The organism is Micromonospora sp. H61, assembly GCF_018070325.1.
In the GTDB taxonomy this organism is placed as follows: Bacteria; Actinomycetota; Actinomycetes; order Mycobacteriales; family Micromonosporaceae; genus Micromonospora; species Micromonospora salmantinae.
Window position 1 is genome coordinate 1 of the sequence record NZ_JAGPXY010000006.1, and the last position, 13,867, is coordinate 13,867.

The following is a 13,867-nucleotide window of genomic DNA, read 5'->3' on the forward strand; positions in this document are numbered from 1 at the left end:
GTCGACGTCGTCATTGTCCCCGGCGTCCGCGTCTTCTGCGTCGCCGGCGTCGTCGTCAGCGTCGTCGGCGTCGTCGTCAGCGTCGACCGGCTCCTGCTCGGCCTTGACCACCGAGCCGTTGTCCCGGTCGACGTCCACCTCGTGCTCGGTGTCGCCGGCGACGATCTCGACGCTCCACACCGGTCGGCCGTTCTCCTGCTCGGCTTCGACCTCGACGATCTGACCGCCACCGGCCTTGGCGAGCGCGATCTCACCGGCGCGCTTCTCGTCGACAGCGCTACCCGCGGGCGCGCTGCCGGTCGACGGCGTACCGGTCGACGGCGTACCGGTCGACGGCGTACCCGATGGGGTTCCGGCCGACGGCGAGCCGGTGACCACCGGCGCGTCGGTGGCCGTCGGCGCGACGGTCGCCGCGGCGAGTGCCGTGCCGCCGGTCCGCGAGTCGTTCGCGGCGTTGACGCCGAGCGCGACCCCGGCCACCGCCAGCACCGCCGACCCGCCGACCGACGCCAGGAGCAGATTGGTGCGCTTCATCGTGGTGTCCACCTTTCCTCGGTTGTCGACTTCGAGGATCGGCGAGATCGGGATAGCACCGCGCTGTCCGGACGCTAACGGCGGGTTAAGGCGGTCGGGGGCCGGGTCAGCCGCGCCGGTTGAGTTCCGCTTCCAGCCGCTGGACGAGCGTCTTGCGGTCCTTGCTGGCGCGCTCGTTGCGCAGCGCGGTCTTGAGCTGGCGCGTGTCGAGGCCACGGACCAGCTTGGCCGCCTCCGCGACCGACATCTCCGTCATCCGTCCGGCCGTGGTGGCGTCCCGACGCGCCCGTTTGGCCGGCCCGGTGTTGGCGACATACTGCTTGCCGGATCGGGACGCTTCGCGCTTCTTCGTGTCGGTCGCGCGCTTCTGGTTCTCCGACATCTCCTCCCATGCCTTCTTGGGCAGGTAGCGACTCGTCGTGGCGCCCTTGCGCGCACGGGTGTCGCCCTCCTTCGTCTGCCATTTCTCGTTGCCCCAGCGCTGGAGAGACTTCTGCCGCTCGTCCTTTTCGCCCAGGAATCCGCCGCCGCGCTTCTTGTACTCCTGAGTGACCAACTGTGACTTGCGCGCCGACCACTGCCCCGGCCGCCCGCCCTTGTCGGAAGCCTTGATCTCTTCCTTGATCTGCTCTCTGAGCTCGGGTTTCGTATACCGCGCCATGACTGGCAGCTACCCGGCACCGCAGGGCCTATGCGTCCCGCGGCGACGTCGCAGGCCCGAGCCGGAGCACCACCTGCGCGCCGCCTTGCGCGCCGGCCCGCAACTCCAGTCGACCGCCGGCGGCCTGCGCCGCGCGTCGGGCGATGTCCAGGCCGAGGCCGGTGGACCCGGCCGCGCTGGCGCCCCGCCGGATCGCGCCGGCGGGCATGCCCGGGCCCTCGTCGGCGACGGTGAGGACAACCTCGCCCGCCTCACGGGCCAGCCGGACGGCGAACGGCGTCCCGTCGGGGGTGTGCGCGAAGACGTTGCCGAGCAGAGCGTCCACGGCCGCCGTCAGGTTGTCGGCGGCCACACCGACGGGAAGAGGGCCGGGCGTCAGGTCGAGGGTGACGGCCCGGCCGGTGTCCTCGGCCAGCACCGACCAGAACGCGACCCGGTCGGCGACGATCGCGGCCGCGTCCGAGGAGGCCGGTTGCGCCGGTGCGTGCCGCCACCGGGCCTGCCGGATCAGCCCGGTGACCGCGCGTTCGAGCCCGTCGGCGGCGGCGGTGATCCGCGCCGCGTCGTCCGGGTCACGCAACGACTCCGCCTCCAGCCGCAACGCGGTCAGCGGCGTACGCAGCTGGTGGGACAGGTCGGCCACCTGTTCGCGCTCCTGCACCAGGAGCACCTGGATGCGGGTCGCGAGATGGTTGAGCGCGCCGGCCACCTCGCGCAGCTCGGGCGGACCGGCCGGCGTGACCCGGGCGTCCAGTTCGGCGTTGGCCAGCCGGTGTGAGACGGCCGAGAGGTCGCTGATCGGCCGGACCAGGGTGCGCGCCAGCCGGTCGGCGACCAGCAGCCCGATCAGCACGAGGATCACGCCGAGCAGCGCCAGCACCAACCAGGCCCGGGTGACCCCGGCGGTCAGCTCGTGCTGCGGCACCGCGATCCGGATCACCCCGGTGCCGTCCGCCCGGCCCTGCACGGCGATGACCACCTCCCGGCCGGCCGCCGACTCACCGGTGAGGCTCTGTCCGCGCGCGGCGAGGGCCACCGCGGGCGTACGCGGTGTCTGGGCGCCGAGCACCGTGCCGTCGGGTAGGAAGACGCTCACCGGTCGACCGGAGTCCACGGCGAGCTGCTCGACGGTGAGCCGGATGGTCGCCGCGTCGGCGGTGCCGACCACCGGCACCAGGCTCTGCGCGTCGGCGGTGGCCCGAACGGTGGCCCGGTCCTCGGCGACGGTGCGCACCAGCAGCGCCAACGGCACCAGGAACGCGATGAGGGTGAGGACGCTGACCGCGGCTACCAGCAGCGCGAGACGTGCCCTCACGGCTGCGCCGCCGGGGCTTCCAGACGCACCCCGACACCACGTACGGTGTGCAGGTAGCGAGGCTGTTGGGCGTTCTCCCCCAACTTGCGGCGCAACCAGGACAGGTGCACGTCGACGGTCTTGTCGGCGCCGCCGTACGGGATCTGCCACACCTCCGTGAGCAGCTCACGTTTGGTGACCACCTGACCCGGTCGGCCGGCGAGGTGGTGCAGCAGATCGAACTCACGGGGCGTCAGCTCGACCGCCACCCCGTCCAGGGTCACCTGCCGCGCCCGGGGGTCGACGCGGAGCCCGCCGACAACGAGCGCCGGGACCTGCCCGTCGGCGCCGGAGGGACCGCGCCGCAGCACCGCCCGGACGCGGGCGTCGAGCTGCGCCGCGGTGAACGGTTTGACCACGTAGTCGTCGGCGCCCGCGTCGAGCACCCGGACGATTTCGGTCTCGTCGTCACGCGCCGTGGCCACGATGACCGGCACCGAGCTGACCGCGCGCAGCATCCGCAGCAGCTCACGGCCGTCCAGGTCGGGCAGGCCCAGGTCGAGCACGACGAGGTCGGGTCGGTCCTCCAACGCGTCGCGGAGCCCGGCCATCGCGGTCGAGGCCGCCGCCACCGCGTGGCCGCGTTCGCGCAGGGCCCGGATCAGCGGGGTACGGATCGTCAGGTCGTCCTCGATGAGCAACAGGCGGGCCACAGCTGGCAGGCTAACCGCTGCCACCGGCAGTGCGGCGCACGTTAACCACGCCTTAGCGAACGGATGTGCAAACGACAAGGACGGATCAGGGATAGTCAGGGGATGGGCCGTCGTTCGCTCCTCGTCGCCACCGGTTGGGTGGCCACCGCCGCCATCGCCACCCTGATCGGCCTGGGCGCGATCCGGTTGGTGGGCGAGAGCCTCACCGGCACCCCGGGCGGGGTGCGCAGCGAGGCCGAGATCGAGCGGGCGCTCGCCGCACCGGAGCCGGTGCCCACCGGCACCACGGGCACCGCCTCGGCCGGGCCGGGCACCACGGGCCCCGCCCCGAGCGCGAGCGCCGGGGCCCGTCGGGGGTTCGCCACGGACGGCGGCACGGCCGTCGCCGAGTGCGGCGTCGGCGGCGTACGCCTCGTCTCCTGGGCGCCCGCGCAGGGTTACCGGGTCCGCGACGTGGACCGGGGCCCGGACGACGACGTCGAGGTCACGTTCCAGGGGGCGACCCGGGAGTACGAGTTGAAGGTCCGCTGCATCGGCTCGGAGCCGGTGGCCGTCGCCGACGACTGACGACCTGAGAGCAGGTGAGGTGAGTGTCGCGGCGGTTCAGCGGCTCCGCAGCGCGTCCACCAACCTTCGGAGCGTCGCGCGTGCATTCTCGAGATCGCTGAGGCTGAGACCCGCTCGGTCCACGGCGGCCCGGCGGTCGGCGTCCGAGCGTTCCAGGAGGCCGGTGAGCGTGGCCAGCCCTGCTGTCGTGAGTGTCACCAGTGGCGCGCGGCGGTGATCGGGGTTGTCGTGCAACTCCACCATCCCGGCTCGGGCCAGGTCGTCGACCACTCGCTGCACGCTCTGTCGAGCGAGGCCAAGTCTGCGCGCCGCGCTCGCGACGGTGCGGGAGCCGTCGGAGAGCACGCTCATCACGTGCCATCGGGCGGCAGTCTGTCCCTCTTCTCGGGCCAGCTCCTCGCTTGAGCGCCGAGACTCGCCGGCCAGCTCGTACACGTCCGCCATCAGCAGCCGATAGGCGTCGACCCGGTCCTGCTTCCGTTCCGTCATCGGCAGCACGTTACCGAACATTGACAGTCTGGCACCAGACTGACAGCATACTGTCATGATTCTTCGACTGTGGAGCGGGTGGACGGAGCCCGCTCTCGCTGACGCCTACGAACGGTTGTTGACGCAGGACATCGCGCCCTCGATCCTTGCCCGGCGCGTGGCCGGGCTACAGGAGCTTCGGGTTCTGCGTCGTTCCCCGCAGGAGCTGGATCCCGCCAAGGGCAGCGAATTTCTCACCGCCATGACCTTCACCGACTTCGCCGCGGTGGCAGCCTTCACCGGCGGCGATCCGTCAACCTCCGTTGTCCCGCCCGCTGCCCGTGATCTGCTCGGGCGCTTCGATCGGCAGTCCCGGCACTATCTCAGCCGAGCGGTGTTCCCCGAGGGCCATGGGAGACCCCACGGTCGGGTGAGCAGTCTGCCGCTTCACTGACCCATTGGCTGCTCGCGGTCGGCGTTGCGGCCGAGGGCGACCATGCGCAGGGTCTCCTCCCGACGGCGGACGAGCAACGCCCCGGCCAGGAAGGTCACCGGCGCGACGAGCACCAGCATCGCCCACTGCGCCGGCACCAGGGGGACGACGTGTCCCATGTGCATGGTCGAGGTGACCCAACCGGCGAGGGCACTGTCGATCACCAGGGCGAGGGCCGCCACCGGCAGGAGCATGACGACGACCCGTCGGCGTACCTCCGGAGTGAGCGTGGCTACCGCGATCACCATGGCCGACGCGGCGCCCGCCAGGCCCGCGACGTAGAGCCAGAGGACCAGCTCACTGCTCGCCTCGATGTCGTAGAAGACCTGATAGGACGTTCCGCCGACGAATACGAATGCGGGACTGGTCACCCGGTTTGTCACCAGCAGCGCGACGATCGCGGCCGGTGCGAGCAGCAGGGCCAGCAGTCGGCGTACGCCCAGCAGCGTGATCGCCCGGCGGCGCGGCGCCGGCACGGTGAGCGCGGCGGCTACCACCACGGCGAGGGCGAGCTGCGGCAGCGTGTCCACCACGTAGGTCGGGTTGTCACTGGTCTGCGGGGCGACCAGCGCGCCCCAACCGAGCACGCCGGCCCAGGCCAGACCGGCGGCGACCCAACGCCATCCGACCAGCACCGTGGCGCAGACACCCGCCCAGCCGGCGACGCGCAACCAGTCGACGAGATCCGGGCTGCTCGACCCGAACGCGGGCGGCATCTTCGGCGCGAGGACGAGCTGGTCGAGCAGCGCCTTTCCGGCGAGGGCCAGCAGGACGACCCCGGCCAGCAGGCCGGTCACCGTCGCCGCGTCCGCCCAGCTTGGCTCGGTGAACCCCCGTGCGCCCACCCGCAACCGCGCCCGCAACCCGGCGCCGACCAGATTCCGCACATCGGCGGCGGCGGGTCGTCGCTGGCCCGGCCGCGCGCCGGCGAGGAGCACGGCCAACATCTCGTCCTCGTACACCCGACGGTGTTCCCACGGATAGGCGGCCAGCAGCCGCCGGTAGCGGCGCTCCAGATCGTCGCTGCTCACGCCGCTCCCCCGTCAGTCAGGAGGCCACTGCGGCGCAGCCGCACCCGAGCGGCGTCCGCGTTGTGTCGGAGGCGGGACGCCTCCTCGGTGAGCCGCCGCGCGCCCAGGGCGGTGAGGCGGTAGTAGCGGCGCAGCCGCGACTGCACCACCTCTTCGCGCTCGACCTCGATGAGGCCGTCAGCGCGGAGCCGGTCGAGGACGGCGTAGAGGGTGCCGGCGCGTAGGCGCACCCGTCCGTCGGAGATGCGCAGCACGTCCTCGATGACGGCGTACCCGTGCATGGGCGCCTCCGCCAGCGCGGTGAGCACCAGGAACGTCGGTTCCCGCAGTGGAGACTCAGCCATGCCAGGAAGCATATACCGATAGCCGGTATATGCAAGGACGGCGAGAGCTGGGGGACGAACGCAGCCGGCACGAAGATCCGCAGTCGGTGGAGGCGTCGCTCCAGCAGTGACGTGAAGCGTCGCATGACGTGTTGCGGTGCTCCATCCGGCCGGGTGTCTCGCATCCGGATCAGTGCGGTGGTCGGGCTGGCGTTCGCCGACTGACGACTCTCACTGGCGCCGGAAGCACTCGGAGCGCAGGCGGCGGAAGTCTCGTGTTCTCTCTCGCTGACGTACCGGGTGCGCAAGTTCCGAGCGGACGCTTCTCCAGCGTTTGATCCGCTTGTCAGCTAGCGGGCAAGGCGATGGTGTCGAGCCAGGCGCTGAGGGCGGGCGCGACGGCATGGAGGTCAGGGCCGTTGACCGTTTCGTTGGCGGCGGCACGAGCTTCGGGGGTCGCGTTGAATGCGATGGCACAGCCGACCACGCCGAACAGCGGTACATCCGAGCGCCCGTCACCGATGGCCGCGCAGTGCCGGAGTTCGACGCCCAGCTCGCTGGCCATCCTGATGGCGAAATCGCGCTTGGCCTGCTCGTCGAACTGCTCGGCGACCTCGCCGCTGTAGCGGCCGTCGACTATGTGCAAGCGTGGTCCGCACGCTCGGTCGAAGCCGAAGCGGCTGCACAGGTAGGCGCCGACGAAGTCCCACGCCAGCGTGGTCAGTACCGGCACGAGCGAATGGGCCCGGCACCACGAAACCGTCTCCGCGATGCCGTCCACCAGTGGCAACGACTCCAGAAAAGCCTGTGCTTCAGCGGGTGTCCTGCTTGCCCACCCACGAGCTTCGAGCACGCACGCCTCGTCACTGCTCAAGGTGCCAGCTGCGTAGCCGGCTTGTATTTGTGCGATCTCCTTGGCATTGCCGACGAGCTCGGCGAGGTGCTGGCCGCTACTGGTCGGCGTCAGCGTTCCATCGACATCAAAGAACGCCGCTCCACGGATCATGGCCGAGACAGTACCCGTCAGACGTGGGCTCCCGGGCAGTCACCTCATGCTGGCGGCTGCCAAGCGCAGGGGCCGCGAGCGCATCAGACCCCTTGAGCGGCATCGCATCCACTGATCCACGGCATCAGCTTCCCTGCGCCGCATCAGCTCCGCTCAGCCAGGAGTTACCGGAATAGCGACGACAGCTCGGGGTCAAGCTGGAGACCGATGACCTACGCCAGTACGGCGCGGCGTACGCGACGCTGGCCGTTGCACAGGAGTCGTACGACTCCGCGACGCCGTGGAGGACGCAGCCAACAAGCTCGATGGCCCAGATGACTCCGACGCCGGCACGAGCCTGTACTACATCTCCGACTGGCTTTAGGACGAACGGCCGTTCGTCAACTGGTGCCCGCCTCGCCGATCATGGGATTGTGGTGGGCGACAAAGCGCCCGTAAAACCCCAAGCCAGGCACCACCGCTCCATGATCGCAGAGCCCGAACCGATCCTGCTCCGCGATCTTGCATTTTCTGTCCCGACGCAAGGGGCACATCCACCCATATCAACAACAGAAACCGCAAGATCGACGCGGTCCTCTTGCTCGCCACACGTTGATCTACCACCAGTCCTTCTCCAGCAGAGGGTGACCCGCCGACCACAGCCCTAACGCAACGGCGTTGAGGAGTATTTGTCAGACGACCCTCGGAGCTACTGAACATCACGTGATCGAGGCGAGCCCGCCCCCACCGCCCAATCGAGGGTGGGGGCGGACTCCGGTGGTGGTTCAGCTGGCGTACGCCTCCAACTCCCAGAGCGAGTGGCCGTATCCGGTGCCCCGGGCCGTGCCATGGATCCGCAGGTAGCGGCCGTTGGCGCCGAGGGCGGTGTGCTCGTCCACGCCGCCGTCGGCCCCGGTCACCGTCTTCACTGTGGTCCAGGTGGTGCCGTCATTCGAGGTCTGGATCTGGTACGCGCTGCTGTACGCGGCCTCCCAGCTCAGCTTGACCCGGCCGATCGCGGTGGCGCTGCCGAGGTCCACGCGGATCCACTGCGGGTCGGAGAACGTGCTCGACCAGCGGGTGGTGAGGCTGCCGTCCACCGCCTGGGCGCCGGACACGTCGGCCCCCTCGTTGCTGGACGTCGACGTGGGCTTGTTCAGCAGCAGGTTGCCGCCCGTCGGCGTTCCGGTGCCTCCGTACACCTCGAACTCGAACAGCGAGTAGCCCCAGGCGGTCCCCCGGGCCGTGCCGAGCAACCGGATGTACCGGCCGGACCCGCTGAGCCCGGTCAGGTCGTCCACCCCGCCGTCACCACCGGTCACCGTACGGATCGTGGTGAAGGTGACCCCGTCCGGTGAGGTCTGGATCTGGTATCCGCTGCCGTACGCCGCCTCCCAGGTCAGCTTGACCCGGTTGATGGCGTACGTGGCGCCGAGGTCCACGTCGATCCACTGTGGGTCACCGAAGGCGCTGCCCCACCGGGTACCGGCCACGCCGTCGAACGCGTTGGCCGCTGTGAACGCGCCCTCGAAGCTGGACGCGCGCGCCGGCTTGCCCCTGGCCAGGTTGGCGCCCGGCTCGGGATCCGGGTCCGGGTCCGGGTCCGGGTCAGGTCCGGGACCGCCGGGACTGGTGGAGAGAGTGAACTCGTCGATGTCGAAGTACGGGCCGGTGCCCTTGAAGACCAGGAACAGGGTTCGGGTGCCGGTCGGGGCGGTGACCCCACCGGTGACAGTGGCGAAGTTGGCGTACCCGCCGGTCGGCACCACGGTGGCCGAACCGACCAGCGGCCCGGTGGGCGAGTCGACTCGCAACTCCAACGTGCCGCCACCGCCGGCCGGCGCGCCGACCCGGGCGCTGAACGACTGGACGCCGGTCAGGTTGTACGGGCGGAACGAGATCCAGTCGTTGTTGTCGATGTAGCCGACCGCCGCGCCGCCGTGCCCTGCCGCCCCGGCGACGACCTGGACGCCGGACGAGTCACCGAAGTGCTCGGCCTGGCGTACCCGAGGTTGCAGCACCGCCTGGGTGTGCGTGGTCAGGGCGGGCTGGCCGCCTCCACCCAGGTCGGTGTACTCGGCGTCGATGATGCCGAAGATGTTCGCCGCCGTGTCGTGCTCGCCGTCGGCCGAGGTCTGGATGACCCCGGTGCAGCCCTGCACGCTGCCGAGCTGGTGGCCGTGCGAGTCGTGGCCGAGGACGTAGTTCACCTTGACCCGGGCACAGTTGATCGCGCCGTCCTGGGCGTCGCTGACGGTGACGGAGAACGGCACGGCGTCCCCGAAACTGAAGGTCTGCCCGTTCAACGGGGTGTTGACGGTGACCACCGGGGCACTGTTGCCGACCGTGACGACCACGCTCGCCGTGGCTGTCTTGCCGGTGGTGTCCCGGACCGTCAACGTCGGGCTGCGGGTCCCGTTGGTGGTGTACGTGAAGCTCGGGTTCGCCGCGGTCGAGTCGGTGGTGCCGTTGTTGTCGAAGTCCCAGGCGTAGGTGAACGGGTCGCCGTCCGGGTCGAGGGTGCCGGCCGAGGAGAAGGCCACTGTCAGCGGCGCGGTGCCGCTGGTCGGGGTGGCGGACACCTTGGCGATGGGTGCTCTGCCCTCACGCGCGTACTCGATGCGGTAGAGCGCCGAGTTGGCGTCGCCGTTGAACCAGCCGGTGCCGTAGTCGAGCACGTAGAGCGCGCCGTCCGGGCCGAACTCCATGTCCATGACCTGGGTGCCGGTCCACGGGAACGGGTTGATCTTCAGTGGTTGGCCGGACGAGTCGAGCTTGATGTTCTTGATCCAGCGGCGACCGAACTCACCGGCGAAGTAGGTCCCGTCGTAGTACTCGGGGAACGCCACGGGCGAGGTGTTGTTCGGGTCGTACCGGTAGACCGGCCCGCCCATCGGCGACAGGCCACCGCCGGTGAACTCCGGCGGCGAGCCGGAGCCGCCGTACGGCAACCAGGCCGAGACGGCCGGCGGCAGCTGGGTGATGCCGGTGTTGTTCGGCGAGTTGTTCACCGGCCCGCCGGCGCAGTTGAACTTCGCCCCGGACGGCCCGGACGGGAAGGTGTAGTCGTTGTAGGCGTCGTTGCGGGCGGTGCAGTACGGCCAGCCGTAGAAGCCGGGCCGGTCGATGCGGGCGAACTCGACGTTGCCCGCCGGCCCCCGGTTCGGGTCGGCGGTGCCCGCGTCGGGGCCGTAGTCACCGAGGTAGACGATGCCGGTGGCCTTGTCCACGCTCATCCGGAACGGGTTGCGGAAGCCCATCGCGTAGACCTCCGGGCGGGTCCGCGCGGTGCCCGGGGCGAACATGTTGCCGGCCGGGATGGTGTAGCCGCCGGCCGCGCTCGGCTTGATCCGCAGCACCTTGCCGCGCAGGTCGTTGCTGTTCGCCGAGGTGCGCTGCGCGTCGAAGGCCGGATTGCGCCCGGCTCGCTCGTCGATCGGGGTGAAGCCGGCCGAGTCGAACGGGTTGGTGTCGTCACCGGTGGACAGGTAGAGGTTGCCGGCCGCGTCGAAGTCCATGTCACCGCCGACGTGGCAGCACATGCCCCGGCTGGTCGGCACGTTGAGGATCAACGTCTCGCTGGCCAGGTTGATGGTGTTGTCCGCGTTGACGGTGAACCGGGCCAGCCGGTTGACGCCCTCCCAGACGGCGAATTCGGCCGGGGTGCCGGTGGCCGGCGCACCGCCGCCCGGGGTGCTCAGTGGTGGGGCGAAGTACGCGTACACCCAGCGGTTGGTGGCGAAGTTCGGGTCGGCCTTGATGCCCTGCAGACCCTCCTCGTCGCCGGTGTAGACCGGCAGGGTGGCGGCGATCTTGGTGTTGCCGGCGGCGTCGGTGTGCCGGATCACGCCGTTGCGGGAGGTGTGCAGCACGCCCCGGTCCGGCAGGACGGTGAGGCTCATCGGCTCACCGGTCTCGGCCGCGCCCTTGGCCAGCTCCACCTGCTGGAAGCTGCTGGTGACGGTGGGGCCACAGTCGGCGTCGACGGCGCCGGCGGCCGTCCGGATGCCGCCGAGCAGGTGCTGACGGAAGTTCGCCTCGCTGTACGACGCGTCGGTGTGCCCCAGGCCGGTGTACCAGGCTCGGCCGCCGGAGTAGTTCTGGCACCAGGAGATCGGGTGGTCGGCGCCCATGCTCCCGCCGGTGTAGGTGCTCTCGTCCAGGGTGGCCAGCACGTGCGCGTTGCCGCGGGGGTTGGTGCGGTAGTTGTACAACTCGTCGAACCGGCTCCACCGCTGCGGCAGCGTCGCGGTGGACGGGTGCACCTGGTCGGCGACCTTCACTGTGACGTTCTGCTCGGCCGGGTGCGAGGCGAAGTACGCCCCGACCAGTCCCCCGTACCACTGCCAGTCGTACTCGGTGTCGGAGGCGGAGTGCACGCCCACGTACCCACCGCCGCCGGTGATGTAGCGCTCGAACGCGGCCTGCTGGGCGGCGTTGAGCACGTCGCCGGTGGTGGAGAGCCAGATCACCGCGGCGAACCGGTCCAGGTTGGCGTCGGTGAACTGGGCGGCGTCCTCGGTGGCCTCGACGGTGAAGCCGTTGGCCGCACCGAGCTGCTGGATCGCGGCGATGCCCGGGGTGATGGATCCGTGCCGGAACCCGGCGGTCTTGCTGAAGACCAGCACGGTGAACGGTGCGGCGCTGGCCGTGGGTGGCGAGGCGACGATGCCGCCGGCCACGAGGATCGCGCTCAGCGCGAGGCCGAGCCACGATCTCAGGGATCTGCGCACAGTGGGGTCCTTTCGCGGTGCGAGGGACGGCGTGCGCCGATCACGCCTGGCGGTGGTGGGACGAGACATGTGAATGCATCGTTGCGTCCGGATCACGGGCGCGTCAAGCACTCTCCCACCATCCGTGAGAGCGTTATCTCCGCAGGTCAGGGGCGACCGTGTGAAGTGAGATCGAATAACGGTTTTCGGGCCGCGATCCACCAGCGGAGGGCCCCGGCGCAGGTGCCCGCACTCGGGGCCCCTCCCAACCCTCGGTCAGCGCGAGTAGTACTCGACGACGAGTTGCTCGGCGCAGACCACCGGGACCTCCGAGCGGAGCGGGAGCCGGGTCAGCCGAGCGGTCAGGCCGGGCAGGCTCACCTCAAGGTAGGGCGCGAGACGTTCCGGGGCGTGCGCCCCGGCCGCCGCCACGACGAACGGCGCCTTGCCCCGACTGCGCTGCGCCACCTCGATGACGTCACCGGGTTGCAGCCGCGCGGACGGCCGGTCCAGGCGACGGCCGTTCACAGTGACGTGCTGATGGGTGACGACCTGGCGGGCCTGGTAGATGGTGCGGGCGAAGCCGGCTCGCAGCACCAGCGCGTCCAGCCGACTCTCCAGCTCGACGATCAGTTCCTCACCGGTCTTGCCGGGCCGGCGCACGGCCCGGTCGAACGCGCGCCGGAGCTGCCCCTCGTGCAGGTCGTACTGCGCCTTGAGCCGCTGCTTCTCCAGCAGCCGGACCTTGTAGTCGCTGGTGGTGCGTCGGGCCCGGCCGTGCTGCCCCGGCGGGAACGGACGGCGTTCGAAGTAGCGCACGCACTTCGGGGTCAACGCGATGCCCAGGGCACGGGAACGCTTGACCTTGGGACGGGTCTGATTCATGCTTCGCCTCTCAAGTAAGGTAAGGCTAACCTTATTAGGAGATGATCGCCTTGAGCAAGCCCTCGACCAGCACGGCGGACTCCACTGACGACGCGGGTGTCCGAATCCGATCGATGCTCGTCGCCGCCGACTCCCTCACCCTGCACATCCCGGGCGTCGAGGCCTACGTCGTCGGACGACACCTCGTGACGAGCGACGGGCGGCTGCGGATCGACCTACCGGTCGGCTGCCACCTGGTCGAACACCTCGCGCACCAGCGGGAGACCGTCGCGATGGTCGAGGTGACCGACCTGGCGCCCACTCCGGTCCGCGACCGGGTGCGCGGGCGCGCCACGCTCACGGGCTGGCTGACGACCGGGGCCGCCACGGCCGGGAGCGATCAGGATCTGGTGACTGTCCTCGACCTCGCCACCGCCGAACTGACCGTCGACGGCCGCACCACATGCGTCGACCCGGACGAGTTCGCGACCGCCCAACCCGACCCGATGGCTGCCGTCGAGGCGGATCTGTTGTGCCACCTCGACCACCACCACCCGCACACCGTCGAAGGGCTGAGCCGGCTGATACCCGCCCGCCACCTTCAGGGCGTCCGCCAGGTCCGGCCGGTACGCCTGGACCGCCACGGTGTCGTACTCCGGTTGGAGCTGAGCACTGGTGACCGGGACGTCCGGCTGAACTTCCGGGCGCCACTGCGGCATCCGGCCGAACTCGGCGCGCGGGTCGAGGAACTGCTTCGGCACGCGCGCGGCTGCCGCGCCCGGCACGCCCGCTGACGATCGCCGCTCTCGTCGGCGGTTAGGCAAGGCTGGCCTATGCAAAACATCCCCAAAAGAGACGGCTGATAGGGAGTTGTCCCGTCGAGGCCGGGTATCACGGTGACCCGGCACCACCGACGGAAGCGAGATCGCCATGACCGACATGCTGGAGATGCCGCGGGTACACGAGTGCACAGTCACCGACTGCGGCTACAACCACGACGGCTGCCACGCGTTCGCCATCACCATCGGGCAGCAGAACGCCAGCTGCGCCACGTTCATCGACACCTCGGCGAAGGGCGGGCTGGACCGCGTCATCGCGCAGGTCGGTGCCTGCAAGCGAGACGACTGCCAGCACAACGCCGAGTTGGAGTGCCACGCGCCGTCCATCCGGGTGGGTCCGGGTCAGGACATCGCGGACTGTCAGACGTACGAACCGCGCTGAT

At 70.3% G+C, this 13,867-nt stretch carries 14 protein-coding genes; 4 read left to right on the plus strand and 10 right to left on the minus strand.

The features are described 5' to 3' along the window. The 4 genes from KBX08_RS05250 to KBX08_RS05265 all read right to left on the minus strand — a co-directional run. The coding region (locus KBX08_RS05250; protein WP_210781414.1) for a PepSY domain-containing protein at window positions 1-534 on the minus strand (534 nt) is incomplete at its 3' end. A 106-nt stretch (window positions 535-640) separates the two neighbouring features. Further along, entirely contained in the window at window positions 641-1,195 is a 555-nt protein-coding gene (locus tag KBX08_RS05255) for a DUF5872 domain-containing protein (protein ID WP_210781415.1), read from the minus strand. Between the two features lie 28 nt (window positions 1,196-1,223). Beyond that, a complete protein-coding gene (locus KBX08_RS05260; RefSeq protein WP_210781416.1) occupies window positions 1,224-2,510 on the minus strand; it encodes a HAMP domain-containing sensor histidine kinase in 1,287 nt (428 codons plus the stop codon). Next, a complete protein-coding gene (locus tag KBX08_RS05265; RefSeq protein WP_091399570.1) occupies window positions 2,507-3,202 on the minus strand; it encodes a response regulator transcription factor in 696 nt (231 codons plus the stop codon). The genes KBX08_RS05260 and KBX08_RS05265 overlap by 4 nt, the downstream gene beginning before the upstream one ends. A gap of 102 nt (window positions 3,203-3,304) precedes the next feature. Here KBX08_RS05265 and KBX08_RS05270 point away from each other — a divergent pair, with 102 nt between their 5' ends. Continuing rightward, window positions 3,305-3,769, plus strand: coding sequence for a septum formation initiator (locus KBX08_RS05270; protein WP_210781417.1), 465 nt, complete (start codon window positions 3,305-3,307; stop codon window positions 3,767-3,769). Window positions 3,770-3,805: 36 nt separating this feature from the next. Here KBX08_RS05270 and KBX08_RS05275 read toward each other — a convergent pair whose 3' ends face one another. Further along, the gene (locus tag KBX08_RS05275) at window positions 3,806-4,258 is read right to left on the minus strand and encodes a MarR family winged helix-turn-helix transcriptional regulator (protein WP_210781418.1); all 453 of its coding nucleotides are present in this window, start codon (window positions 4,256-4,258) and stop codon (window positions 3,806-3,808) included. Window positions 4,259-4,376: 118 nt separating this feature from the next. Between KBX08_RS05275 and KBX08_RS05280 the strand changes: the two genes are divergently transcribed. Continuing rightward, the gene (locus tag KBX08_RS05280) at window positions 4,377-4,691 is read left to right on the plus strand and encodes a hypothetical protein (protein WP_210781419.1); all 315 of its coding nucleotides are present in this window, start codon (window positions 4,377-4,379) and stop codon (window positions 4,689-4,691) included. On the opposite strand, the gene KBX08_RS05285 is transcribed toward KBX08_RS05280, so the two are convergent. The 5 genes from KBX08_RS05285 to rpsD form a co-directional block, all read right to left on the minus strand. Further along, complete coding sequence (locus tag KBX08_RS05285; RefSeq protein WP_210781420.1) at window positions 4,685-5,761, minus strand: hypothetical protein; 1,077 nt, start codon at window positions 5,759-5,761, stop codon at window positions 4,685-4,687. The two genes, KBX08_RS05280 and KBX08_RS05285, sit on opposite strands and share 7 nt — an antisense overlap. After that, a complete protein-coding gene (locus tag KBX08_RS05290; protein ID WP_210781421.1) occupies window positions 5,758-6,105 on the minus strand; it encodes a PadR family transcriptional regulator in 348 nt (115 codons plus the stop codon). Before KBX08_RS05290 ends, KBX08_RS05285 begins: the two co-directional genes overlap by 4 nt. Window positions 6,106-6,430: 325 nt before the next feature. Continuing rightward, window positions 6,431-7,090 (minus strand): HAD family phosphatase, encoded by a 660-nt coding sequence (locus tag KBX08_RS05295; protein WP_210781422.1) that lies wholly within the window; start codon window positions 7,088-7,090, stop codon window positions 6,431-6,433. A gap of 764 nt (window positions 7,091-7,854) precedes the next feature. Further along, on the minus strand, window positions 7,855-11,802 hold the full coding sequence (locus tag KBX08_RS05300) for a ThuA domain-containing protein (RefSeq protein WP_210781423.1): 3,948 nt from the start codon (window positions 11,800-11,802) through the stop codon (window positions 7,855-7,857). A gap of 255 nt (window positions 11,803-12,057) precedes the next feature. Then, window positions 12,058-12,666 (minus strand): 30S ribosomal protein S4, encoded by a 609-nt coding sequence (rpsD, locus tag KBX08_RS05305; protein ID WP_210781424.1) that lies wholly within the window; start codon window positions 12,664-12,666, stop codon window positions 12,058-12,060. Between the two features lie 113 nt (window positions 12,667-12,779). Here rpsD and KBX08_RS05310 point away from each other — a divergent pair, with 113 nt between their 5' ends. Both KBX08_RS05310 and KBX08_RS05315 read left to right on the plus strand, forming a co-directional pair. Beyond that, window positions 12,780-13,439: a DUF2470 domain-containing protein gene (locus KBX08_RS05310; protein WP_247668935.1), complete on the plus strand. Its 660-nt coding sequence runs from the start codon at window positions 12,780-12,782 to the stop codon at window positions 13,437-13,439. 136 nt (window positions 13,440-13,575) lie between these two features. Then, window positions 13,576-13,866: a DUF1540 domain-containing protein gene (locus tag KBX08_RS05315; protein WP_112678265.1), complete on the plus strand. Its 291-nt coding sequence runs from the start codon at window positions 13,576-13,578 to the stop codon at window positions 13,864-13,866. The last annotated feature ends 1 nt before the right edge of the window (window position 13,867 follow it).

Excerpts from the sequence above, each read along its gene's own strand:
- KBX08_RS05255 (WP_210781415.1), bottom strand. The coding sequence starts at position 1,195 with ATGGCGCGGTATACGAAACCCGAGCTCAGAGAGCAGATCAAGGAAGAG.
- rpsD (WP_210781424.1), bottom strand. The coding sequence starts at position 12,666 with ATGAATCAGACCCGTCCCAAGGTCAAGCGTTCCCGTGCCCTGGGCATC.
- KBX08_RS05275 (WP_210781418.1), bottom strand. The coding sequence starts at position 4,258 with ATGACGGAACGGAAGCAGGACCGGGTCGACGCCTATCGGCTGCTGATG.
- KBX08_RS05310 (WP_247668935.1), top strand. The coding sequence starts at position 12,780 with ATGCTCGTCGCCGCCGACTCCCTCACCCTGCACATCCCGGGCGTCGAG.
- KBX08_RS05315 (WP_112678265.1), top strand. The coding sequence starts at position 13,576 with ATGACCGACATGCTGGAGATGCCGCGGGTACACGAGTGCACAGTCACC.
- KBX08_RS05270 (WP_210781417.1), top strand. The coding sequence starts at position 3,305 with ATGGGCCGTCGTTCGCTCCTCGTCGCCACCGGTTGGGTGGCCACCGCC.
- KBX08_RS05290 (WP_210781421.1), bottom strand. The coding sequence starts at position 6,105 with ATGGCTGAGTCTCCACTGCGGGAACCGACGTTCCTGGTGCTCACCGCG.
- KBX08_RS05295 (WP_210781422.1), bottom strand. The coding sequence starts at position 7,090 with ATGATCCGTGGAGCGGCGTTCTTTGATGTCGATGGAACGCTGACGCCG.